This window comes from Mucilaginibacter calamicampi, assembly GCF_042676765.1.
Classification (GTDB): Bacteria; Bacteroidota; Bacteroidia; order Sphingobacteriales; family Sphingobacteriaceae; genus Mucilaginibacter; species Mucilaginibacter calamicampi.
In genome coordinates this window covers 72454-94209 of record NZ_JBHTHU010000009.1, presented here as the reverse complement: position 1 = coordinate 94209, position 21756 = coordinate 72454, and the positions used below count along the sequence as shown (strand labels likewise).

General features: G+C 43.3%; 25 protein-coding genes. 11 read left to right on the top strand and 14 right to left on the bottom strand.

Annotated features, from left to right (window positions below; translation table 11 throughout):
• The first annotated feature begins 16 nt into the window (after positions 1-16).
• Positions 17-1330, top strand: coding sequence for a gluconate:H+ symporter (locus tag ACFQZS_RS12540; protein WP_377100719.1), 1314 nt, complete (start codon positions 17-19; stop codon positions 1328-1330).
• 269 nt (positions 1331-1599) lie between these two features.
• On the opposite strand, the gene ACFQZS_RS12535 is transcribed toward ACFQZS_RS12540, so the two are convergent.
• From ACFQZS_RS12535 to ACFQZS_RS12505, 7 genes are all read right to left on the bottom strand, one after another.
• Positions 1600-2145, bottom strand: coding sequence for an OmpA family protein (locus tag ACFQZS_RS12535; protein WP_377100717.1), 546 nt, complete (start codon positions 2143-2145; stop codon positions 1600-1602).
• Positions 2146-2334: 189 nt separating this feature from the next.
• Positions 2335-2790 carry a QcrA and Rieske domain-containing protein gene (locus ACFQZS_RS12530; protein ID WP_377100715.1) on the bottom strand — a complete coding sequence of 152 codons (456 nt, stop codon included), beginning with the start codon at positions 2788-2790 and terminating at the stop codon, positions 2335-2337.
• 23 nt (positions 2791-2813) lie between these two features.
• A complete protein-coding gene (locus tag ACFQZS_RS12525; RefSeq protein WP_377100713.1) occupies positions 2814-3749 on the bottom strand; it encodes a DUF5777 family beta-barrel protein in 936 nt (311 codons plus the stop codon).
• A 7-nt stretch (positions 3750-3756) separates the two neighbouring features.
• Entirely contained in the window at positions 3757-4308 is a 552-nt protein-coding gene (locus ACFQZS_RS12520) for a YceI family protein (RefSeq protein WP_377100711.1), read from the bottom strand.
• A 2-nt stretch (positions 4309-4310) separates the two neighbouring features.
• Positions 4311-5600 (bottom strand): hypothetical protein, encoded by a 1290-nt coding sequence (locus ACFQZS_RS12515; RefSeq protein WP_377100709.1) that lies wholly within the window; start codon positions 5598-5600, stop codon positions 4311-4313.
• Positions 5597-6235 carry an RNA polymerase sigma factor gene (locus ACFQZS_RS12510; protein WP_377100707.1) on the bottom strand — a complete coding sequence of 213 codons (639 nt, stop codon included), beginning with the start codon at positions 6233-6235 and terminating at the stop codon, positions 5597-5599. Before ACFQZS_RS12510 ends, ACFQZS_RS12515 begins: the two co-directional genes overlap by 4 nt.
• Before the next feature lie 284 nt (positions 6236-6519).
• The gene (locus ACFQZS_RS12505; protein ID WP_377100705.1) at positions 6520-6720 is read right to left on the bottom strand and encodes a hypothetical protein; all 201 of its coding nucleotides are present in this window, start codon (positions 6718-6720) and stop codon (positions 6520-6522) included.
• Positions 6721-7004: 284 nt separating this feature from the next.
• Here ACFQZS_RS12505 and ACFQZS_RS12500 point away from each other — a divergent pair, with 284 nt between their 5' ends.
• The 3 genes from ACFQZS_RS12500 to ACFQZS_RS12490 all read left to right on the top strand — a co-directional run bounded on the left by ACFQZS_RS12500 (position 7005) and on the right by ACFQZS_RS12490 (position 9592).
• Positions 7005-7871, top strand: a complete 867-nt coding sequence (locus tag ACFQZS_RS12500; RefSeq protein ID WP_377100703.1) for a helix-turn-helix domain-containing protein — start codon at positions 7005-7007, stop codon at positions 7869-7871.
• 1 nt (position 7872) lies between these two features.
• On the top strand, positions 7873-8298 hold the full coding sequence (locus tag ACFQZS_RS12495) for a DUF983 domain-containing protein (RefSeq protein WP_377100701.1): 426 nt from the start codon (positions 7873-7875) through the stop codon (positions 8296-8298).
• 91 nt (positions 8299-8389) lie between these two features.
• Positions 8390-9592: an ABC transporter substrate-binding protein gene (locus ACFQZS_RS12490; protein ID WP_377100699.1), complete on the top strand. Its 1203-nt coding sequence runs from the start codon at positions 8390-8392 to the stop codon at positions 9590-9592.
• A gap of 72 nt (positions 9593-9664) precedes the next feature.
• Here the strand turns inward: ACFQZS_RS12490 and ACFQZS_RS12485 are convergent, their stop codons facing one another.
• Both ACFQZS_RS12485 and ACFQZS_RS12480 read right to left on the bottom strand, forming a co-directional pair.
• Positions 9665-9850, bottom strand: coding sequence for a DUF6358 family protein (locus tag ACFQZS_RS12485; RefSeq protein ID WP_377100697.1), 186 nt, complete (start codon positions 9848-9850; stop codon positions 9665-9667).
• Entirely contained in the window at positions 9850-10164 is a 315-nt protein-coding gene (locus ACFQZS_RS12480; protein WP_377100695.1) for a rhodanese-like domain-containing protein, read from the bottom strand. The genes ACFQZS_RS12485 and ACFQZS_RS12480 overlap by 1 nt, the downstream gene beginning before the upstream one ends.
• Before the next feature lie 108 nt (positions 10165-10272).
• On the opposite strand from ACFQZS_RS12480, the gene ACFQZS_RS12475 reads away from it, so the two are divergent.
• From ACFQZS_RS12475 to ACFQZS_RS12460, 4 genes are all read left to right on the top strand, one after another.
• On the top strand, positions 10273-11391 hold the full coding sequence (locus tag ACFQZS_RS12475; protein WP_377100693.1) for a DUF4407 domain-containing protein: 1119 nt from the start codon (positions 10273-10275) through the stop codon (positions 11389-11391).
• A 67-nt stretch (positions 11392-11458) separates the two neighbouring features.
• Positions 11459-13336: a M61 family metallopeptidase gene (locus ACFQZS_RS12470; protein WP_377100691.1), complete on the top strand. Its 1878-nt coding sequence runs from the start codon at positions 11459-11461 to the stop codon at positions 13334-13336.
• Positions 13337-13340: 4 nt separating this feature from the next.
• Entirely contained in the window at positions 13341-14330 is a 990-nt protein-coding gene (locus ACFQZS_RS12465) for a M20/M25/M40 family metallo-hydrolase (RefSeq protein WP_377100689.1), read from the top strand.
• A 1-nt stretch (position 14331) separates the two neighbouring features.
• Complete coding sequence (locus tag ACFQZS_RS12460; RefSeq protein WP_377100687.1) at positions 14332-14739, top strand: DUF1801 domain-containing protein; 408 nt, start codon at positions 14332-14334, stop codon at positions 14737-14739.
• Positions 14740-14923: 184 nt separating this feature from the next.
• Here ACFQZS_RS12460 and ACFQZS_RS12455 read toward each other — a convergent pair whose 3' ends face one another.
• Together ACFQZS_RS12455 and ACFQZS_RS12450 are read right to left on the bottom strand one after the other, a co-directional pair.
• On the bottom strand, positions 14924-15403 hold the full coding sequence (locus ACFQZS_RS12455; protein ID WP_377100685.1) for a hypothetical protein: 480 nt from the start codon (positions 15401-15403) through the stop codon (positions 14924-14926).
• Positions 15390-15968 carry an RNA polymerase sigma factor gene (locus ACFQZS_RS12450; RefSeq protein ID WP_377100683.1) on the bottom strand — a complete coding sequence of 193 codons (579 nt, stop codon included), beginning with the start codon at positions 15966-15968 and terminating at the stop codon, positions 15390-15392. Before ACFQZS_RS12450 ends, ACFQZS_RS12455 begins: the two co-directional genes overlap by 14 nt.
• Before the next feature lie 126 nt (positions 15969-16094).
• Between ACFQZS_RS12450 and ACFQZS_RS12445 the strand changes: the two genes are divergently transcribed.
• Together ACFQZS_RS12445 and ACFQZS_RS12440 are read left to right on the top strand one after the other, a co-directional pair.
• Positions 16095-16433 carry a DUF6249 domain-containing protein gene (locus ACFQZS_RS12445; RefSeq protein ID WP_377100681.1) on the top strand — a complete coding sequence of 113 codons (339 nt, stop codon included), beginning with the start codon at positions 16095-16097 and terminating at the stop codon, positions 16431-16433.
• A 121-nt stretch (positions 16434-16554) separates the two neighbouring features.
• The gene (locus ACFQZS_RS12440) at positions 16555-18966 is read left to right on the top strand and encodes a TonB-dependent receptor domain-containing protein (RefSeq protein WP_377100679.1); all 2412 of its coding nucleotides are present in this window, start codon (positions 16555-16557) and stop codon (positions 18964-18966) included.
• 110 nt (positions 18967-19076) lie between these two features.
• Here ACFQZS_RS12440 and ACFQZS_RS12435 read toward each other — a convergent pair whose 3' ends face one another.
• Positions 19077-19586, bottom strand: coding sequence for a DinB family protein (locus ACFQZS_RS12435; RefSeq protein WP_377100677.1), 510 nt, complete (start codon positions 19584-19586; stop codon positions 19077-19079).
• 159 nt (positions 19587-19745) lie between these two features.
• Between ACFQZS_RS12435 and ACFQZS_RS12430 the strand changes: the two genes are divergently transcribed.
• Positions 19746-20267 (top strand): ExbD/TolR family protein, encoded by a 522-nt coding sequence (locus ACFQZS_RS12430; RefSeq protein ID WP_377100675.1) that lies wholly within the window; start codon positions 19746-19748, stop codon positions 20265-20267.
• A gap of 42 nt (positions 20268-20309) precedes the next feature.
• Here ACFQZS_RS12430 and ACFQZS_RS12425 read toward each other — a convergent pair whose 3' ends face one another.
• The gene (locus ACFQZS_RS12425) at positions 20310-20951 is read right to left on the bottom strand and encodes an HAD family hydrolase (protein ID WP_377100673.1); all 642 of its coding nucleotides are present in this window, start codon (positions 20949-20951) and stop codon (positions 20310-20312) included.
• Between the two features lie 17 nt (positions 20952-20968).
• Positions 20969-21745 (bottom strand): exodeoxyribonuclease III, encoded by a 777-nt coding sequence (gene xth, locus ACFQZS_RS12420; RefSeq protein WP_377100671.1) that lies wholly within the window; start codon positions 21743-21745, stop codon positions 20969-20971.
• Positions 21746-21756 lie beyond the last annotated feature (11 nt).

The following is a 21756-nucleotide window of genomic DNA, read 5'->3' as shown; positions in this document are numbered from 1 at the left end:
AAACCAAATATAAATTATGTTAGTGTTTATTCTTATTCTTTGTATAGGTACACTCATTGTGTTAACTACATGGGCAAAGATGAACGTGTTCCTCACGTTTATAATTGTATCTGTTATGGCGGCCCTGCTACTGGGGATGCCGTTGGAAATGATACCTAAAACCATCAATAAGGGCATAGGCGATATGCTGGGCTCGTTAGTAGTGGTGATCGTATTAGGCGGTATGCTGGGCAAGCTGGTGGGCGTAAGCGGTGCCGCGCAACGCATAGCCACATCCATGCGCAACGCCTTTGGCGAAAAGTATATTACATGGGCCATGAGTTTAACCGGCCTTATTGTGGGTATACCTTTGTATTACAACGTTGGTTTCTTTTTGCTCATTCCTATTATATTTTCTGTAGCGTCTCGTTACAAACTACCATTGGTGTACATAGGTATACCTATGCTTACGGCGCTATCGGTAATGCATGGCTTTTTGCCTCCGCACCCCTCGCCTATGGCATTAACGGTGCAGTTTCAGGCAGATATAGCTAAAGTGTTTTTGTACGGATTTATTATAGCCATCCCTACCATAATATTGGCGGGGCCAATTTTCGCTAAAACGTTAAAGGGCATAAAGTCTAACACCTCCATCACATTTACAGCCGAAGATATTCCGGAAGAAAGACTACCATCCCTGGCAACAAGTATTTTATCATCATTACTACCTGTATTGCTAATAGGCGTAGGCAGTGCTGCTGCAAGCTTTACCGCGGGCAACCCCGGCGCACAGAAGATCTGGCATTTTATTGCTGATCCGAACATTGCTATGGTAGGCACTATTTTAATTGCTACTTATACTTTAGGCATCCGCACCGGACGTACCTTAAAACAGGTAATGGATGTGTATGCCGACGCGATAAAAGAGATATCACTCATACTGCTTATAATAGGCAGCGCGGGTATACTTAAGCAAGTGTTTATTGATACAGGTGTAAGCGGACAAATAGCCGATGGCCTGCAGCAATTAAACATGCCACCCCTGCTTTTAGGATGGCTTATAGCCGCTATATTAAGGTTATGCCTTGGCCCTGCTACTGTAGCTGGCCTGGCAGCGGCTGGTATAGTTTTCCCGTTAATGCAGCAAACCCACGCAGATCCTAACCTGATGGTATTATCTGTAGGTGCCGGAAGCTTGTTTTGCTCGCACGTAAATGATACGTCGTTCTGGGTATTTAAAGAGTACTTTGGCCTGGATATGAAACGAACATTCTTATCATGGACGATGATGGAATCGCTGGTATCAGTGTTCGGCCTTATAGGGGTATTAATATTAAATATGGTTATATAGCCCGCATTTGGCCCCAAATAAAAAAAGGCGATGAGTTTTAATTCATCGCCTTTTTTATTTAATAAGATGTTCATGTAGCATTGGCCACCCCCTCTATGTCATTTCGACGACCCGCGTGGGAGAGGAGTAGTGCGGGAGGAGAAATCTTTTCGAAAAAACCGCTCTTATGTATCGCTTCGAAAAGATTTCTCAGTCGCGCCTCCTCATAGTCCACCGCACTGCTTCTTCGAAATGACAACACACTAAAATTTTCTTTTACTCCACCTTTTCTACTGCGCCTTCTTGATCTCTACCCTTCTATTCAGCACGCGGCCGGCCTCTGTAGTATTATCAGCAACGGGCTTACTTTCGCCATTACCCACGGTGCGTAAATTATCTGCATTTATGCCGCTGTTAACCAAATAAGTTTTTACAGCGTTGGCACGTTCAACAGAAAGCGACATGTTATGCGCAGGGGTGCCTTCGGCAGATGCATTGCCATTTAATACAAATTTTACCGAAAGATCCTTTTTCATCTCGGCAACCGCGCGGTCCATTAATGGATAGGATTGCGTTTTCAAAATACCCGAGTTAAACTCAAACTGGATATTTGCAAAATTGTAATCAGGCGGGGCCGGTGTTGGCGCGGGTTGCGGAGCCGGCGTTGGCGCGGTGGCAACAGGTGCAACAGCCGGTGTTGGTTTAGCTACCGGCGCAGGCGGAAAAGACTCGGCAACAGGCGCGGGTTGTACTATTTTTTTTGCTTTACAGCCCGGGAGCGTAACTGCAGCCACCACAATAAGTACCGGAAATAAAGAAAGTCGTAAATTTTTCATGTTGTAAAAAGCTGGTTGAAAATGATTATAACGATTGGCCGGCTTTTATAGTGCCGTGCCTATCGCATATTTCCAAAACTATCAGCTGTTCTTCAACTTGTCAATACCTCAAATAGATAATTTTTGTTCAAAATTTACGAGCGCCCTGAGGCACCTTAAACCCCGGGGCTCCCGTAATACACTCCTATATTAAGCAACAACACTAAGCGTTGTGCCGCTTATATTTACTGTATATTTTCTTAATGCAACTGCCGCCGGCCCTAAAAGTACGCTTCCGGTTTGGCTAAACTCGCTGCCATGTAAGGGGCATACAAATTTGCTTGCCGAGTTGTTATAGCCAATATTTGTACCTTCGTGTGTACAGGCTACCTGAACGGCTGTGAATGATCCGGCTACATTGCCTGCCGCAATTCTAACCAATATAACACCACCACTTACTTTTGTTGTACCAATGGCGGTCACCTCCGAGTTAAGGTCGGCAGTAAAAACCGTTCCTGAGCCCGGCGCGGGTGGGGTAACACCGCCGCCGCCACCACCTGATGGACCAGGATCATTACTTTTGCTGCCACAGCTGGCAATGCCACACCCGGTGCAGATAGCCAACACGCCTATGCCCAGTTTTGATAAAAATTCTTCTCTTTCCATTTTTATAGTTTTTTGCGGGTTATTTATTTAGATGATTTATGTCCGGACAGGTCAAATATTCTGGATATGGTGAAGCCCAGCCTGAACTCGCCCTTGCCTATATCAGACCGCGTATCGCTTAAATAATTTGTTTGCGATATGGCCTTGGCGTTTGAAAAATTGATGGTAAAAACATGGCCGCCGGTTTCAACTTCTATGCCTACACCAATAGGGTCATAAAATTTATCAGGGGCAGGCGAGTTGCTTCTGAAAGTTGAGAACGGATGCGCGTAATCTACTACTATACCCATGCGTTTTGTTATTTTTAAACGGGCGGCCGCACCTAATGCAAAAAATCGCTTATCATTTCCGGGTAAAGCGGGCTGCGCTGTATTACTGCTCACAAAGGTTGGAGTAATCTGCATGGAGAATGCTCTTGAAAACTTATGGCCTATAATGGCTTGGGCAACATAGGCGAACCTGTCAGAGTAAGCATTGAACGCGCCGATATTCTTGTACGGTTTGAGTCCCATTTTACCCAGTAAAGTAATAGCAACCGGGCTGCCATCATTTGATTGATGCACGATGTTATATTTTAACCCCAGATCTATTAATTGCTGAAATTTGCTACGGCCAAATTGTATGTCAAGGTTTTGGCCAAGGCCGTATTCAAACCCAATATATATATCGCTGGAGTTGTCAAGGCCAAACAAGCTTTGCCCACCGCCAAAGGGGCCGCCTATATCGCCAAAGCGGTGTATCACTAAAAAGTTGAGATTACCTTTTTTAACGGTTTCATTGGTTTCTGAAAGGATAAGCCTGCTTGATGCAAAAATGGCTGTTGTGGCGGCCTGGGGCGGGTTAGCAGCGGCCATGGCGTTCATTAAAGAATCTTCGCGACTTATTTTTCCGGTTTGCTGCGCGTTAAGCTTAACAGACAGTAATGCAAATATCAGCAGTAAATAATAGTGTTTTTTCATGACGTGGTTATTTTGATTGAGGGACAAGTGTATAAGTGGCGTTAACGTTTATTTTTATGCTTTCGGCAATGTTGTGAAAAACGATGGTGGGGATCTTAATGTCGTGGTCGGCACATTTCACCATAAACTCAGCAGCCAGGCTTACAGTGCCATTGCTAACTGTAATTTTACCTGGAAACGTGCGGCTTTGCTTTATACCATGCACTTCCAGTTCACCCACGGCGGTAACAGGATAAGTGCCGTTTTGAGCAGCGTTAATTGTTTCCTGTATCTTGCCTTTAAAAACAGCTTTAGGATATTTATCACTCTCCAGGTATTCGCTGTTAAAGTGTTCCTGCATCAAAGATTTTTTGAACTTAAACGATGATATATTCACGCTAAAGTCAAGCTGACCTGTTGTTGTGTTTAAAACCGATGTTCCGCTTGTTGATGCTGCAGCAATATCTTCTATAGGTGCTGATGAGAACAGCGCTATACGCGCGTTTTTACAAGCATAGAGGTCCTGCCCTGCCTGGAATGAAGACATCCAGACAAGTAAAATAAGAGCTATATATTTCATAATTACTTGGGTTTTGGGAGCGAATTTATATTCCAGTTAAGGCCAACTGCTACGCCAACAGTTTGCAATTTTACCCTGCTGTATCCAATATCATTGAGGGGTATTTTTACATACGGCATTACATTTACCCCTATTTTTGAGTTGATCTGCCTTCTGTAATTTGCCTGAAAATTTACCGAGCTGAATAAGTACTTATCAGGGTTGGCAACATTATAAGACGATGACCCATACACATGGCTGGTTGAATAATTATATTGATAATTTTCCTTCAGCATAACAAAAGATGATATGCCCGTGCCCACGGATATGGAGTTTTGGTTTTTTTCAAATACCTGGTAATCTATATTAAGCGGTATATCCAGCATACGGCAATCAGCAGTAACGCTCTCCGGCGAATACTTAAACTTATAAGCCGAGTTGGGGCTGTATGCAGAAAAAGGCATGGTGTAAGGCTTATACGAATAATAAGCGCCCGTGCTAATAGATAACTTTTTAAACCTGGCCGAAAAAAGCATTCCGATATTTTTACCGGTACCTGTGTTGTTGAATGAATTTAAGCCATTTATATCAGCCGAAGAAAGTACAGTAAGTGCTAACCTCGGTTTTTTCAGCCAGCTTTCGTCTTTGGCTTTATTGTCCTGTGCAACCCGGGCAATTCTTCCAATGCTTTCATTTACGTTAACAGGCTTAATACTATGGTTAGCTATTGCTGTATTAGGTAAAATAAATTGCTTCGGTTGCTCAAGTATTATAAATCTGTCATCTCTGTTAACAGGATTAATAATAGCGGCAACTTTACCATCTTCTTTTACTGCCGCACCATTGGGTGACACCAAAGCTAAGTTGGGTTTACCGGTGTATCTGTCGGCGGTGCCCAGGTTTGGTTTATCAATGCTTCTGTCGCCGGTGCCCAAGTTTGGTTTATCTGCAGAAAGTACAGCCATATTTGCCCCTTGCTGATCTTGCGAAACTATTGGAGCTGTTTTTAAACCAGCAGCAACATCAGGACGTTGGCCTGTAACTGCGCCGGTTGACTTCTTTATTACCAGCTGTTGAGCAGAATTGGCGTTCTCTGCATGCTGAGGAGTAAAATACCACCAGCCCAGCGCGATCAATAGCATAGCGGCGGCGCTAAGTGGTAACCAATAAACCAGTTTACCCGGCTTCTTTTTACCGTTCAGCATTTCATCCAATGCATTCCAGTGGTCTGGCCTGTATTCAGGTTCATTGGCCGGGTTCTCCATAACCCGTCTGAAAACGTCGTCTATATTTTTATGCTGCTCGTCTTTCATTCTCTTGTATCGATGTTATAATACACCGGTTTTATTGCCGCTGCGCCATTTATGGCCACAACCGGCGAAAATTTTGTTCCGTTATTATAATCATAAGCCGATGCCTCGGCATCCATTATCATTTGCTTTAATTTTTGCCGCGCTTTAAACAGGTTTGATTTTGATGTGCCCGAACTAATGTCAAGCATTTCGGCTATCTCCTCGTGCGAATACCCGTCAATTGCAAACAGGTTAAAAACAGTGCGGTAACTTTGTGGCAATTGCTGTATCATGGCCAACAGATCATTATAATTAAGATTGTTGTCTGCCATACTTACTTCGCCTATATGCTCTGCGGTATCCAGGTCCTGCGCGTAAGCCATTTTTAAGTTAGACCTGTAGTAATCAATTGCCGTATTCATCATAATCCTACCCAGCCATGCTTTAAAAGGCCGCGAGGCGTTATATGCCTCAATTTTGGTAAATATTTTAAAAAAGCCCTGGTTCATAACCTCCGCGGCCTCGTACTGGTTGGTAGCATATCGCAAACATATAGCCATAGAAAACCCATAGAAAGCTTTGTAAAGCAATTTCTGGCTCTTACTATCTTTTTTTACACAGCCTTGTATAAGGTGATGTAACTCTTCGTCGCTCATATGTTACGGTTACATTGTATTGGCTCCAACCTGTATTCTACCCCATCACGGCTAAAATTTAATAAAGGTTGCCTTTTAGAATAAATTTATTATAAAATATTGTAAATGAGATTATCTATTTATACCCCCCCAATTAAGTTTTTACATGGTCTGATGCAGATACCGGGCAAATAAAAAAAGCCCTCCAATTACGGAGGGCTTTATACGCGGTCTTATGCACTTATCTATTTCACTTAATATTCAGACCAACTTTTTATAGGGCTCCCTTGCAGAAGCCGGCTCAATTAGGGGACTAAATTGGTGTACTTAACGCGGTTAAGTAAAAGTGCCGTCCATGTAAAAAAGAATAAGCAAACCAACAATATAAGGTTGCCGGCTATGTTTGCCGTAGAGCCTTCGTTTACCACATAGTACACTGATGATACAGTTAAAACAATTAATGCAATTGTTACCAGCACTGTTACAAATAATGATCTTACTTTCATAATCTCCTCCTTTTTTGAATAGATATATACAAAAGCTTTGCCATTGCTAAAAAGTGCTCTCTATATGTGTTTTTTGGGCTTTTTGGGCGGGGGCGTTTTTAGAACTGTGAATAGAGTTCCCCAAAATATGGATTTTGTAACACGCCCGTTACAAAGATGCGCGCTATAAGGGGATGCGCCCCAATTTGTGTACGAAAGCCACAAAAAAGGCCAATCAGTAAAAAGTACCATAAATGCCCCGAATACTGCCATTAAAAGCGATTATTATACTTTAATTTTGAGACATGAAAACCAATATCCCTGTATATGACATATGCAGCCTTACGAACAACAGTAAAGATGATATTTTAATAAGCCGGTTTGCCCATTATTTATCCGTTCATAAAAATCTGTTTATACCACATAAACACTCGTTTTATCACCTGGTATATTTTACCCAAGGCGGCGGATCGCAGACCATTGACTTTGAGTATGTTGCCGTTAAGCCAGATCAAATATATTTTATGATACCCGGGCAGGTACACAACTGGGACTTTGAGGGGCATGTGGATGGCTATATCATTAATTTCTCCGCGGCCTTTTTCCAGTCGTTTTTACTTAAAGCGGGGTATTTGGATGAGTTACCCTTCTTTTCGGGCATTGTGGCAGATTCTGTTATAGATATCCCTGCAGATATGCAGACAATAATACCCGCCCTGTTTGAGGAACTTGTAAAAGAGAACGCAGGCGAGCAGCTTTTAAAAGCGGACATGATAAGAGCTATACTGTTAAAATTATTTATAGCGGTATCGCGGTTGGGTAACAAGCACGACAATGTGCCGGCTTATAACTACACCTTGCTGCGCAACTTTCAAAAATTAATAGAGAAAAATTACACTACACTAAAGCTACCTAAAGAATATGCCGAACTGTTGTTTATAACGCCTAATCATTTAAACGCATTGTGTAGTGCCATGCTGGGCATACCTGCCGGCGAGGTGATACGTAACAGGATAGCTTTAGAGGCTAAGCGCCTTTTAATAAACCGGGAGCTTGGCATTGCCGAAATAGCTGATCAGTTAAATTTTGCCGACAACTCTTACTTTACCAAGTTCTTTAAAAAACAAGCCGGTGTAACTCCCGAAGAATTCAGAAAACATAACCATAATTAGTATGTATACCTTAGCAGATAACACCATGAAAATTTCGCAAACATATGCAGCTGTTAACGCCAAATGCCCTAAATGCCGCAGGGGAGACATGTTTGCCAATGGCATGTACAGCCTTTCGTCGCAAAAAATGAACGAGACCTGTCCGCATTGCGGCTTTAAGTTTGAAATTGAGCCCGGCTATTTTTATGTAGCCATGTTTGTTAGCTACGCCTTTAACATTGCACAAATGGTGACGCTTGCTGTGGGGCTATATATTTTAACCGGGAGTAAAAATCCGTGGATATATGTTGCCGTACTGTTAAGTTCTGCAGTTGTATTATCGCCTTTCAATTTCAGGTACTCAAGGGTGGTGCTGCTTTACTGGCTCACTCCGGGCGTGCATTATGATCCTAACAGGTCAAAAGACGACTATAAAAGGATAGGATAGAACGGATCCGCAAATTCAAGTACGGGCAGGTAATTTTCCTTCTTGCTGATAATTACTTACTTTAGCAGAAAGTGTTACAACCTACTTTCTGATGAAAAAAAATTTGCTTACTGTCTTTGCCGCTCTAGTTATTGTTGCCACATTCCAATCCTGCGGAAAAAAAGAACCCAAAAGAACTATTAACGTTGTCGGCCTTTTCTCGTTAACGGGTAACTGGTCATCATTAGGCATAACATCAAAAGCTGCTTTAGAAATTGCATCTGATGATATTAACCAATACTTAACCGCCAACAAAGTTCCTTATGGAATACAGTTTAGCGTTTACGATACCAAGCTGGATGCTGATTTAACAAAATCATACTTTTCTAAAGCCAGGAGCGAGGGGGCTAAATTTATAATCGGCCCGCAATCAAGTGCTGAGTTGGCGGCACTAAAACCAATTACAGAAGGTGCAGAGGTGCTTGTAATAAGCCAAAGCAGTACCGCCGGAAGCCTGGCTGTACCCAATGATGCTATATTCCGCTTTTGCCCGCCAGACAAAATTGAAGGTGCGGCTACCGCGGCTACCATCTATAAAAAGGGGTTCAAAGGCCTGGTTACCGTATCACGGGATGATGCCGGCAACAAAGGGTTACAAACTGCAACCGGCGCTGCCTTCACCACTAAAGGGGGGCAAACGGTTGCTATAACCCCTTATGCGGCCACGGGCGCCAACTACGCCGCGCTTATTGCTTCTATTAAAACACAGGTTAATACTTTAATTGGCACATATGGGGCGGATAAGGTGGGCATATACCTGGCATCATTTGATGAAGGTGTAGAGATATTCAAGTTGGCTGCGGCTGATCCCGTTTTGAGCGGCGTTAAATGGTTTGGCGGCGATGGAGTAGTGTTGAGCACCGCTTTTTTAAGCGACGCTGCAGTGGCTGAGTTTGCTATAAAGACAGGCTTTTTTGCACCATCATTCGGCTTACCTGTTGCTACCGAATCTCAGTGGAAACCAATTGCCGCACGTATTAAGGCAAAAACCGGGGTTGAGCCTGATGCCTTTGCCCTGGCAGCTTATGATGCCGCATGGACAATAGCTTACACCTTAGAGGCTACCAAAGGCTCTACCATTTATTTTGACAATCTGACAAGTAAATTTGTTGAGCAAGCCAACACACACAGTGGCATAGTTGGGGCCGAAGCGCTGGACGTTAACGGCGATAGGGCAAGCGGTACGTTTGATTATTTTGGTATTGTCAAAGAAGGCGGCGCTTATGTATGGAAACTGGTAGGTAAATCAGAATAGAAATCTTTTTTTAAAACCAAAGGGGCTGTTTTTGTTGAAACAGCCCCTTTATTGTATCTACCTAAAGCAGTTTTACTTCTTAATATTGCTCCGTACCTGTTTAATGATCTTTATTTTTAAAAAAACAAATAAAGCCGCTATAATAACGCCTGCGGCAACATATTCATAACGTTGGTTATTAAACCCCCAGTAAGCAGTCATTAGGCTTATAAATATGCCTACGTTATACAGGGTGTTAAGTATTATTTGCTTACCCATTAGTATACTACTATATCCGGGTCAATCTCTGCAGACCAGGCTAAAATACCGCCTTGTAAATTTGACAGGTTGGTAAAGCCTTGTTGCTCCAGCTGCATTATGGCAGCCGCGCTGCGTTTGCCGCTGCGGCACATCACCACAACCGGTTTGTCTTTGGCTATTTTATCAGTTTCAATTAATATTCCACCTAAGGGTATAAGCACGCCGCCCAAATTTGATGTTTCGTACTCAAAATCTTCTCTTACGTCAATCAGTTGAAAGTCTTCATTATTATCTATCTTATCTTTCAGTTCCTGTACTGTTATTTCCTGCATGGTTTTAAATTTTATCCAACCAAAGGTAAGTGTTCTGTATTAAATATTTAAGCCATACTTTTGTAACAATACGCCCCTTAAAGCGTTTCATTGTATATAAAATAACTAATGGATAAAATTACCCGGTTTTTCTGGTTCTGCTCGGGCGCGCAAGTTGATATTTTAAAGAAATACCCGGTTGAGCATAACAAGTATGTGGGTATAGGGGCCACTATATTTTTTACTGCGCTTTTTGCATCATTATCTGGCGGTTATGCCATGTATTTTGTTTTTAATGGTGATGCTTTTGCAGTGGGCTTTGCTATACTTTTCGGGTTACTTTGGGGTACGGCCATTTTTAATATGGACCGCTACATTGTATCAAGCATAAACAAAGAAGGCAGCACCAACCAGCAGATACTACAGGCATCACCGCGTATTCTGTTAGCTATAATGATAGGTATTGTTATATCGCGCCCCTTAGAATTAAAGATCTTTGATAAAGAGATAAGGCAGAAATTAAAAAGCGCCTATACCAAGGGCCAAAACCGTAAAATAGATACCCTGCAAAGAACCTATGCGCAGAAGTACGGTTCTGAGATTATTAAAAGTGCCGACTTACGCAAGGAAAAGGATTCCCTTGAGAAAGACATTAATCGCTCCCGGTACGAGCTTAATCAGGAAGTATTCGGCGATAAAACTAACCAAACCTCGGGCATTACAGGTTATGGCACTTATGCCAAGCGAAAAGAGGATGTTTTAAAAGAGAAGCAGGATCGCTTGAAAACGGTAACCGGGGAGGCAGAGCGGATGGACAACTATCTGAGTGATAGAAGAGATTTTGAAGGGTTAAAAAACCTGCGACTTTTTAGCGAAAAACAATTAGACAGCCTGGCTAACGTAGCCGGCTTTGCAGACCGTAACTGGGCACTGGGGCAGTTGGGCTACAATAATGACGGTACACGAGACCTGGATACTTACCTCGCCATCTCGTTTATCGGTTACCTGTTCATTTTGTTTGAATGTTTGCCGGTGTTTGTTAAACTGATGTCGCCGAAAGGGCCGTATGATGTTGCCATTAGCAAAATGGCCGAGGCGGATATACATTATGCCGAGCGGGACAAAGAACGTGATATAGCCATAACCGATAGCGTATTTGATCATCACCTTGATGAAGATGTAGGGAACAGAAAAAAGGCACTTATAGGGCAGTCTGAAAATGATATGGGCCGCTACCGCTACCGGTAACATTTAAGCCAAAAGCATTTCTGTTGTTTGGTTTTTTACGTTATTTTGCCTTTAATTAACTGATGTAATGAAAAAGCTTTATCTAACAGTGCTGGCCACTGCATTTTTTGCGTGTGCCAGCCTGGCGCAAACCGCCCCCAAGCCCCTATATTACTTAATATCCTTCCCTAACGCCGCTCACCACGAAGCCGAAATAGTGTTAACTATTCCCAAAGCGCCGGCCGGTAAAATCAATTTGCAAATGAGTCGCTCATCGGCAGGGAGGTATGCCACGCACGAGTTTGGTAAAAACATTTATAATTTGAAAGCTTATAATACTGATGGCACACCGCTGGTGATAACCCAGGTGGAGGGCGACAGGTATGAGATAGCAGACCACGGCGATGCCGTAAAAGTAAGCTATACCTTATTTGGAAACTGGACCGACGGCACTTACACAGGTATTGATGCCAGCCATGCGCATCTTAACATGCCTGCTACTTTTATGTGGGTAGCTAATGTGGATCAGGGACTGCGCGAGGTACGTTTTGAGTTTAACGACCTGGACAAGTATGGCTGGAAAGTGGCTACCCAGCTAAAACACGAAGGTGCGAATGTTTACTCGGCACCCAACTTTCAATACATGATGGATAGCCCTACGGAGCTGTCTAACCATAAAGTTGCCAACTGGGAGGTAGTAAATCCCGATGGCAAAAAACAAAAGATCAATCTTACCATACACTCAACAGATGACCAGCCTGTTATTGACAATTTTGGCAAAATGGTGCAAAAAATGGTGGTGGAAGAGCAAGCGGTCTTCGGCGAACTACCTGCTTATGATTACGGCGAGTATACCTTTTTAGATGATGTGTATCCCACCAACGCCGGCGATGGCATGGAGCACAGAAATTCTACCTGTATTGTTGACGTTGCCGATAAAGTAGAGGGTAACGAACTGGGTTTGTTAGGCACATTCTCGCATGAGTTTTTCCACGCCTGGAACGTAAAGCGCATAAGGCCAAAAACATTAGAGCCTTTTAACTTTACCCACGCCAATATGAGCAGCGAGCTGTGGTTTGCCGAAGGATTTACCCAATATTATGGCGAACTGATATTAACCCGCTCGGCATTTTATAAAACCGACGATTATACGCGCGTTTTAGGAGGCTTGGTAAATGCTGTATTGAACACGCCAGGCGCGGCAAAGTACCCGGCTACAGAAATGAGCCGTAAATCAGTTTTTACTGATGCCGGGGTGTCCATCGACCCAAATAACTATATAAACAATTTTACAAGTTATTATACCTACGGCGGAGCTATCGCCCTTGCGCTCGACCTGAAATTACGCAGCGATTATAACTTAACTTTGGATGATTATATGCGCACGGTCTGGCTGGAGCGGGGCAAAAAAATGAAGCCCTACACCATACCTGATCTGCAAAGCGATCTGGCTAAGCTGACTAAAGACCCCAAGTTTGCAGCCGATTTTTTTAATCGTTACATATACGGCACAGAGAAGAGCAATTACGAGGCCTTGCTGGCCAAAGCAGGATTGTTACTGCGCAAGGCCCAACCTGGTAAGGCATGGGTAGGATTATCATCTGCATCCACACGCGGGCGTTCAGGGCAGATCCGGGTCAATGCCGCAACAGGATTAGCTATTACAGGCAGTACCATTATTGGAACGCCAATTTATAATGCCGGTATTGATGCCGGTGACGTTATACTTACTGCCGATGGTAAAAAAATAACCGACACGACAACATTAAACCAGGCAGTTGCCGATAAAAAGCCGGGCGATAAAGTGCAGATAACTTATACCAACCGTGCCGGTAACCACACAACAACATTAACTTTAGCTGAAAATACAGCTTTTGAAATTGTTACTTTTGAAAAAGCCGGGCAACAGCCAAGTACCGCGCAACTGGCTTTCAGGAATAGTTGGTTATCATCCAAAGTAAAATAACAACATGAAAAAAATCTTCGCCATTACTTTTTTGCTAAGTGTATCCGTTTGCGGCTATGCGCAGAAAGTAGATAAACTGATCAAAGAAAAAGACGTAAAACGCATTATAGAAACCCTGTCTGCTGATGACATGCAGGGCCGTGGCACCTTTACGCCCGGCATTGAAAAGGCTGCCCTGTTTATTGAGGATGAATTTAAACACATCGGCTTGCAACCCCTGGAGGGTTTGAGTGGTTTTCGCCAGGTGGTTGACCCAAAAGCCCTGGGACCATTGCCAACCCGTGGTAATATGGCCGAGAAGCTGACCAATATCCCGCTATTTAATGTGGTTGGCGTATTGCCCGGCAAAAGCAAGCCCGATGAGTATGTAATATTCTCTGCCCATTATGACCATTTGGGGATTGTTAAAGCAATGGATGGCGACAGCATTGCCAACGGCGCGGATGATGATGCATCCGGCACCACGGCTGTTATTGCTTTAGCTAAATACTTTAAGGAAACAGATAACAATGCCCGCACTTTAATTTTTGTAGCATTTACTGCCGAAGAGATAGGCGGCTACGGTGCCCGGTATTTCTCTAAGATGGTTAACCCTGATAAAACGGTAGCCATGTTTAATATTGAAATGATTGGCAAGGCATCCAAATTTGGTGAGAACTCGGCATTTATAACCGGCTTTGAGCGCTCAGATTTTGGCCCCATCCTGCAAAAAAACCTGGAGGGCACCGACTTTAAATTTTATCCGGATCCGTACCCTACGCAAAATCTTTTCTACCGCAGTGATAATGCTACGCTGGCGAGGTTAGGCGTTCCGGCACATACCATATCGACAGATCAGATAGATATTGATAAGCTTTACCATACCGTAAAGGATGAGTTTGGATCTTTAGATGTTAAGAATATAACTGCTACTATAAAAGCTATTGCCTTAAGCTCCCGCGGCATTGTAGCGGGTACAGAAACGCCTGCGCGGGTGGCAAAACTGGAACGGTAACATGCCAAAAGCAGCTAAATTAAGCGGAAGCGAAGCTGTATCAGCCTATATAGCGCAATTGGACGAAGCCGTTAAACCTATTATTGAAAAGCTGCGGCAGATAATTTTAAGCACCGGTGCTGAAATTGCCGAGGAAATAAAATGGAACGCGCCAAGTTTTTACTATACCGGCGAAATGAAGCCATTTGATCGCAAAGAGTACAAGCGGCACATTATTGTAATGAACCTCCACAAGCGCATACTGCTGGTGTTCCCCAGCGGTGCGAAAATTGATAACTCCAGTGGATTACTCACCGGCGACTACGCTGACGGCCGAAAGATGCTTTCCATAACCGGGATGGACGACGTTTTGCAAAAAGAGCAAGTCCTGCGCAATGCTGTAAAAGACTGGATAAGCAAGGTAGAGTAATAGCAGGTGTAGCCGTATACAGTGTATACGCCTGTTTTATCCCGTATACACCATTTTTTAAATAGCTATAGTTTAAGCTATTACAATCGCTTACATTTTTTAAAACGATCAAAAAAGCGCCAATACAACCATTAGTTGTATACACCCGAGCGTTGCAACCAGCTAAATATTTTTTGGGGTAATATTATTGTTTACTCAATTTTAAACGGCCCGTAATAAAATGTTCTGCTACCGGCAACAGTCCGCCAAATATTAAGGTTATTATATAAACGGGCGGTATTGCATTAATTTGTTTTATAGCATTACCCCCAATGCTGGCGCTAAAAGCGTGCTGACCCGAACCGCCCGATACTACCGTTAATATTAATATGCATAGTATTGAGGCCGCAATGGCGTACCAGGCCTTTTTTGATATGATTGGGTTGTAGTTAATTTCCGTTTGCTGCGGGTTTACCTGCGCCATTACATTATTTGTAAATGCCATCGGAGCAGCATCAATGACGTGTTTTTGCAGCAGGTTTTTTAACGCGGGGCTTATAGCAACTTCATCATCGGCTACGGCTGTAATTTGCTGCATAACCAGATTGGCCGTATCATCAGCAGGTTTTTGGCTTTCTGCTTTGCTGATAACCTCTTTGAAAATATCTTTCTTATTCCTGCTCATTGCTCAATTTCTTTTCATCATCCAACAAAAATGCCAGTTCAGTTTCCAGCTTTTTTCTGGCCCTGAACAACTTTATTTTGATATTAGCTTTTGACAGCCCCGTTATCTCCTGGATTTCTTTTACAGGCAGATCATTTATATAATATAAAGTTACCAATAAAGCTTCAGTTGGCGGCAACCTGTCAATAGCTATACGCACCTGTTGCCCCACTTGTTTTGCTTGCAGCTGATCAAACTGGTTGTTACCATTATCCAATACCTCGTTAACGCTATCGCCAATAAAAGTGGTATCCAGCTTATTACGGCGCAGCTGCGTAACGGCGGCCCTATAAACAATTGTATATAGCCATGTTGAAAATTTAGACCGCCTCTGGTATTTATGCAATTGCTGGTAGGCGGTAATAAAACACTCTTGTGCAATATCCTGCGCCTCGTCGGCATCGCGCAGTATTTTTATGGCAATACTGTAAACCATATCCTTATATTTATTTACAAGGAACGCGTATGAAGCCGGGTCGCCGTTAAGTATCTTATCTAAATAAACCTGTTCATCTAAATGCTTCATGCACACATAAGAGTAAAAAACGGGCGCGACGGTTACAGATAAAATAAATTTATAATTTGTAACCGCTTGTTTAAAATTTCACTCATATGGGCGTAAATCAATTTATTAACATTAAATATCAAGACAATGTCAGACGGATTAGAAGTAGTTAGAGACGCGATAGTATCAATAGTATTATTCGCGGCGGTATTCGGTTTAATATATGTTTACCTGGTGTCGCGTCACCGGGAACGTATGACCATTTTAGAGAAAAACGTGGCATCGCCGTTTAAAACGGCAGATAACATCAACCTGTTAAAATACGGCATTATTTCGCTCGGAATAGCGGTAGGCGTTATAATAGGGTACATATTGTACGATTTGGGGCTCGACGAAAATTTTGCCTATACAGCAATGGTATTCCTTTTCGGCGGCCTCAGCCTTATCGTAGCCTTTTTTGTGGTGCAGAAACAAAATAAGCAATAACCCCCCAATAGCCTTTTTGCAGCTATTTATAGCATAAAGGCCTTCAAACAAATTTTTTTATTACAAGCTAAGAGCGCCTTGCAGGTAGCCTACGGGAATCTTTTTGCCCAAAATCTTTATCATGAAATCAATTTACAAAAAAATATTTACGCTGCTGGTTGCCTTGTTAGGCACCGGCTTAAGCCTGACAGCGCAGGTTGCCCCAGCGTATTCCATATTAGGGAAAGTGACAGATGCGCTAACCAAACAACCAATGGCTTTAACAACGGTTATATTAAAAACCGACAAGAATATTATTGTTAAACAAATGGTCACCAAAACCGATGGTGCATTTGCTTTTACGGGTATCCCCCGCTCAAAATATAACATAGTGCTGGTTAACGTTGGTTATCAGAATAAAACGGTAGTCGTTGACGCGGCTGATGCGTCAAAAATCAATACCGATGTAGGCATGATAGCTTTGGAGACGCAGATGAATAACCTGAAGGAAGTAGCCATAAAGGCCGACAAGCCTATAATTAAACAGGAAATAGACCGCCTGAGCTATGACCTGCAGGCCGACCCTGACAGCAAAGTAAGTAACGTGCTGGAAATGATGCGCAAAGTTCCGTTTATATCTATTGATGCTAATGAGAACATCCTGCTAAAAGGCAACAGCAGTTATAAAATATTTATTAACGGCAAGCCATCGGGCATGTTAGAGCGCGACCCCACAAACATTTTGCGCAGCATGCCTGCGTCAACCATACAACGCATTGAGGTGATAACCGCCCCGCCTGCAAAATATGATGCCGAAGGTTTAGGTGGCATTATCAACATTATAACCACTAAAATACCTGCCGCGGGTTATAACGGAACCCTTAATGTAAACGGCCGATACCCCGCGGGGCCGGGTTTGGGCACTACGTTCAATATTAAGGAAGGCAAATTTGGCATATCAGCGTTTGGCGGAGGCAGCTTTAACAATACCCCGCAAACCGAAAGTTTAAACACACGGGCTACCACAGGCGCAGCATCTACCTATCTTACACAACAAGGCAATACAAAGGCCGAGGGTAAAAGCGCTTATATAGGTACTGAATTGAGTTATGAAATAGACTCGCTTAACCTTTTAACCGCGCAGTTTAATATCAGCGGAAACAGATCAAACGGAGACATTCTGCAAAACACTGTACTTAGCGGTAATACGGGTGTTTCCGAAGCATACCGGGTAAGCAATACCGGCACCAACAGCGGCAAAAGTATTGATGCATCCTTAAATTACCAATTGGGTTTTAAGCGCGATAAGGCACGTTTGCTCACTTTCTCCTACCGGTACATGAACTATAACAGCGACAACAATAATGTGTTACTGGCAACCAACCGGGTAAACTACTTAAACCCGGACCAGGTACAGGAAAACAAAACCAACGTGCGCGAGCAAACCCTACAGATTGATTATGTGCGCGGATTTAAAAAATGGTTGGTGGAAGCGGGCGTGAAAGGCATTTTAAGAAAGAATGAAAGTGATTTTCAATATAATGTAAACGGTTTAAATAGCTCATCGGCCAATAATTACAGTGGCGACCAAAACATACTGGCGGCATACAATACCTGGCAATATACCGGCAAAAAATGGGGAATAAAGGCGGGGGCGCGCATAGAGCAAACTTTTACCGATGCCGATTTTATTGCTACTACAACAAATGTTAAGCAAAACTACCTTAACGTTGTTCCCTCTGTATCCATGAATTGGACGCTGAGCAAGACCAGCAGTTTAAACCTTGGCTACTCGCAAAGATTAAGGCGCCCAAGTGTAAACAAGCTAAACCCTTTTGTTGATCGGTCTAACCCTAATTTTTTAATAGCCGGCAACCCTGAATTACGCAGAACCATAATAAATAGCGCCCAATTAAGCTACAGAACATCAAAAAAAACAAGCCTAACTTTGAGCCTTAATTATGATTTTGTAAATGGTATGGACCTGCCGGTTGCCACTTTTGATCCGGTTAGTAAAATAACCACTACCACCTATAAAAATATGGGCAACGTAAGTGCTGTAGGAACATCGGCCAACTTAAATTACCCCATAAGCAAGCAATTAAACTTTAGCACTAACGCTAACATTCAATACTTTACCATGCGGGGCGAAGTGGCGGGCATTATGCAAAGCAACCAGATTTGGGTCATTTCATCATCGTCAACATTGGCATACGCGTTTAACAGCGGCTGGCGTATTTCTGGCGGTGTTGATGTTACCGGGCGCAACCCAACAGGTTTACAGGGATACACCAGGGGCTTTGTAAGCTCTTCATTAAGCGTAAACAAACCGCTTATTAAAAATAAACTTACCTTCTCGGCGGCTGTGCGTAATCCCTTCACTCAATATCGTTACAATATAACCCAAACTAACGGTAATGATTTTACGCAGCTTTCCACTAATCAAACCTATTTCCGGTCATTCACCGCCAGCCTCAATTACAATTTTGGTAAGCTAAAAGATGCGATAAAGAAGAATAAGCGGGGTATTAATAATGATGATGTATCTAAGTAGGTACAGCTTTTAGCTAATATTGTCATTGCGAAGCACGAAGCAATCGCGAACTTTGCATGCGGCTTTTCTCCGCACGATTGCTTCGTGCTTCGCAATGACAAAATTTTTATTTACTTACTACTAAAGTTCTTATCATCAGCAGACGGGCCATAAATAGATGGCACTGCAATATTCAGCAAACGCATATAAACCGTAAGCTGCCCACGGTGGTGCACCATGTGGTTAATGCATTGTGCCACCTGCTCGCGTTTAGTTGAGCTAAGTACAACTTGTCCGTTAGTTTTCAACTCAAACTTTGCTTCCAGATCGCCGTCGGCCACGTTGTTAAGCGTTGCTACCGCGTCGTTTACATTTTTATTAAAAAGCCCGGCAAGCTCTTGCCCTGTTTTTTGCTGATCATGGGCAAATGTGGCAAGATCTATTTCGGGTTGTAATATGATGTGGGTTATCCAGCGTGGTATCTCCCCTGTAAGCAAAGCCAGGTAGCCCAACTGCATTGATCTTTCATGCGGTTTCCAGTCGAACTTTTCTAACGGAATGCGCTCAAGGCATTTTGTTGTTGAGGGTACTTCGGCAGCTAATTCTTTAGCATACTCTTGTGCAAATGCTTTATCGTTCATGGCAAATCTGTTTTAAAATACTAACGTTGAGTTGGTTAAAAAGATTTAAGAAAAATTAAATGCAATTTTGTTGCATTTAATAATTATAGTGTTTAGCTTTAATAAAGATTTAGTTAACCTGAATAATTCACCCGCCTGTAAGGCACAAAACCTAAAATTATGGCAGAGCTAAACACCTCCGAAAACAGCAAAGGCAACACCCGCAGCAAAAACAAAGCACTGCGTGTTGACCTTACCGCAATGGTAGATCTCGCTTTTTTGCTGATCACCTTTTTTATATTGACCACCACGCTGCAAGAACCGAAAACAATGGATTTGGCTATGCCGGTTGACGGGCCCGAAACCGGCATTCCATCAAGCCGAACCCTGACTATATTGATCGGAGCCGACAGCAAGGCATCCTGGTATATGGGCGAAGCAGATAAGCCAATTAAGGGGCCGTTGGTTGTTGCTTTAGATAAACAGGGCATCCGCAAGGTGCTGCTTGAACAAAGCGCCCTTATTAAAAAGCAGCAGGGCAAGGATCTGATCGTTTTAATAAAACCCAGCAAGCAATCAATTTACGGCAATGTGGTAGGTATAATGGATGAGCTGAATATTACCAATAACCATATCCGCGCAATAGCCGATATCAGTCCGGCTGATGTGGCTATATTAAAGAAAGATAAGATCTATAACTAAACAAAAGCTGATTTGAAGCGCTACCGCTGGCTGCGCTTCAAATCAATCTAAAATCCAGTTTTTAAATTGTTCTATTGATGTAAACAGCCAATCGGGGTGTTGCGCCTCCAAAGCAGATATATCAGCGGTTCCGGCCCAGGCAGCGGCCGCTATAGGAATGCCTACCTGTTTACAGTAAATTACATCGCTCGGCGCATCACCAATGTAAAGGCAGTCTTCGGCATTGGCTTGCAAATGTTCCAGCACCGCCCGGATGCCGTTTACTTTATTCGGCCCGTTTGGAGAACCCGTTGCTAATACATCAAAGTAACGGGCAAGGCCAAATTGCCCAAGTGAAATTTTTGTGCTGTGTTTTCCTTTTCCTGTAACCATGGCCAGTTTTATACCCCGGGTATCAAGCGCTTCTAACAGGTCAGTAATCCCGGGGAATGGCGCGGGGCAGGTAATATGCAATTGCTGATAGTGTTCAAGGTAAGATTTTACGCCGGCTTCTTCATGATGCGGGATCAATGCCCGGATAGTTCCCTCTTCCGAAGGACCAAAATTTGCAATTATTTCCTCATCGCTCAATTGCTGGCCTAAAATAGGTTCAATGCTTTTTTTAAAAGCAGCTATACAAAGCGGTAAAGTATCTGCAATAGTCCCATCAAGATCAAATATGACGGCTTTAAAAATAGGCTTCATCAATTTCGTTTTTATAATCAGGCTTCTGCTAACTGTATCCACACCGGCGCGTGGTCGCTGCTTTTCTCCCATCCCCGCACATGGCGGTCAACCCCGGCGGCCTGTAAGCGCCCTTCAATTTGCGGGCTTAACAAAAAGTGATCAATCCTTAACCCTGCATTGCGCCCATAAGCATTACGGAAATAATCCCAAAATGTGTAAATGGTTTCGGTAGGATACAGCTTGCGTATAGCATCTGTCCAGCCCTGATCAACCAGCGTTTTAAAAGCCGCGCGGGTTTCGGGTCTAAACAGGGCATCTTCTACCCAACGCTCAGGTTTATATACATCTATTTCGGTAGGCATAACGTTATAGTCGCCGGTAAGTACAACAGGTAAACCTTTGGCCATCAGTTCGGCGGCATGTAGGGTAAATCGTTTAAACCAGGCCAGTTTGTAATCAAACTTCGGCCCGGGTGCCGGGTTACCGTTTGGCAGGTAAAGGCAACCAATAACCACATTATTCACTATGGCCTCAATATACCTGCTGTGTTCATCCTCAGGGTCGCCGGGTAATACGCGGCGTATTTCTTTTATTTCATGTCTCCGGGTTAAAATAGCCACGCCATTCCAGCTTTTTTGGCCGTGCCATATGGCGTTATAACCGGCCTGCAGCAAGGCCTCTTCGGGGAATTTTTCCTGTGGTGCCTTTAACTCCTGCAGGCACACCACGTCGGGTTGTGCTTCGGCAAGCCAGCGCAGCAATACAGGCAGGCGGCCATTTACACCATTAACATTATAGGTTGCTATTTTCATGGAGGTGCTGT